Source organism: Arthrobacter sp. C9C5 (assembly GCF_013359735.1).
GTDB lineage: Bacteria > Actinomycetota > Actinomycetes > Actinomycetales > Micrococcaceae > Arthrobacter.
The window spans coordinates 3,664-5,363 of record NZ_JABFMX010000040.1 but is presented as its reverse complement, the minus strand read 5'-3'; the positions used below and the strand labels follow the sequence as shown (position 1 = coordinate 5,363).

Sequence of the window (1,700 nt, the reverse complement as noted above, 5' to 3'; positions counted from 1 at the left end):
TTCCGCGTTTTCCCGTGGTTCCTGGGTTGTGTCTGTTTTACTTCAACGGAGAGTTTGATCCTGGCTCAGGATGAACGCTGGCGGCGTGCTTAACACATGCAAGTCGAACGATGATCCGGTGCTTGCATCGGGGATTAGTGGCGAACGGGTGAGTAACACGTGAGTAACCTGCCCTTAACTCTGGGATAAGCCTGGGAAACTGGGTCTAATACCGGATATGACTCCTCATCGCATGGTGGGGGGTGGAAAGCTTTATTGTGGTTTTGGATGGACTCGCGGCCTATCAGCTTGTTGGTGAGGTAATGGCTCACCAAGGCGACGACGGGTAGCCGGCCTGAGAGGGTGACCGGCCACACTGGGACTGAGACACGGCCCAGACTCCTACGGGAGGCAGCAGTGGGGAATATTGCACAATGGGCGCAAGCCTGATGCAGCGACGCCGCGTGAGGGATGACGGCCTTCGGGTTGTAAACCTCTTTCAGTAGGGAAGAAGCGAAAGTGACGGTACCTGCAGAAGAAGCGCCGGCTAACTACGTGCCAGCAGCCGCGGTAATACGTAGGGCGCAAGCGTTATCCGGAATTATTGGGCGTAAAGAGCTCGTAGGCGGTTTGTCGCGTCTGCCGTGAAAGTCCGGGGCTCAACTCCGGATCTGCGGTGGGTACGGGCAGACTAGAGTGATGTAGGGGAGACTGGAATTCCTGGTGTAGCGGTGAAATGCGCAGATATCAGGAGGAACACCGATGGCGAAGGCAGGTCTCTGGGCATTAACTGACGCTGAGGAGCGAAAGCATGGGGAGCGAACAGGATTAGATACCCTGGTAGTCCATGCCGTAAACGTTGGGCACTAGGTGTGGGGGACATTCCACGTTTTCCGCGCCGTAGCTAACGCATTAAGTGCCCCGCCTGGGGAGTACGGCCGCAAGGCTAAAACTCAAAGGAATTGACGGGGGCCCGCACAAGCGGCGGAGCATGCGGATTAATTCGATGCAACGCGAAGAACCTTACCAAGGCTTGACATGGACCGGACCGGGCTGGAAACAGTCCTTCCCCTTTGGGGCCGGTTCACAGGTGGTGCATGGTTGTCGTCAGCTCGTGTCGTGAGATGTTGGGTTAAGTCCCGCAACGAGCGCAACCCTCGTTCCATGTTGCCAGCGCGTAATGGCGGGGACTCATGGGAGACTGCCGGGGTCAACTCGGAGGAAGGTGGGGACGACGTCAAATCATCATGCCCCTTATGTCTTGGGCTTCACGCATGCTACAATGGCCGGTACAAAGGGTTGCGATACTGTGAGGTGGAGCTAATCCCAAAAAGCCGGTCTCAGTTCGGATTGGGGTCTGCAACTCGACCCCATGAAGTCGGAGTCGCTAGTAATCGCAGATCAGCAACGCTGCGGTGAATACGTTCCCGGGCCTTGTACACACCGCCCGTCAAGTCACGAAAGTTGGTAACACCCGAAGCCGGTGGCCTAACCCCTTGTGGGAGGGAGCTGTCGAAGGTGGGACTGGCGATTGGGACTAAGTCGTAACAAGGTAGCCGTACCGGAAGGTGCGGCTGGATCACCTCCTTTCTAAGGAGCACCTACAACCGTCTGGCCTCATGTATGTGAGTGTTCGGGGGTTGTCAGGAGTACGCCCGTTGCGCAGACGCTAGTTCTGCGGCGGGTGCTCACGGGTGGAATATCAGCAAATAGCGGCCGCA

Annotated in this window: 1 rRNA gene; it reads left to right on the top strand. The window is 57.1% G+C overall.

Features of this window, described 5'->3' with window-relative positions:
• Positions 1-42 precede the first annotated feature (42 nt).
• Positions 43-1,569: ribosomal RNA gene (locus HNO80_RS17680) — 16S ribosomal RNA — on the top strand.
• The last annotated feature ends 131 nt before the right edge of the window (positions 1,570-1,700 follow it).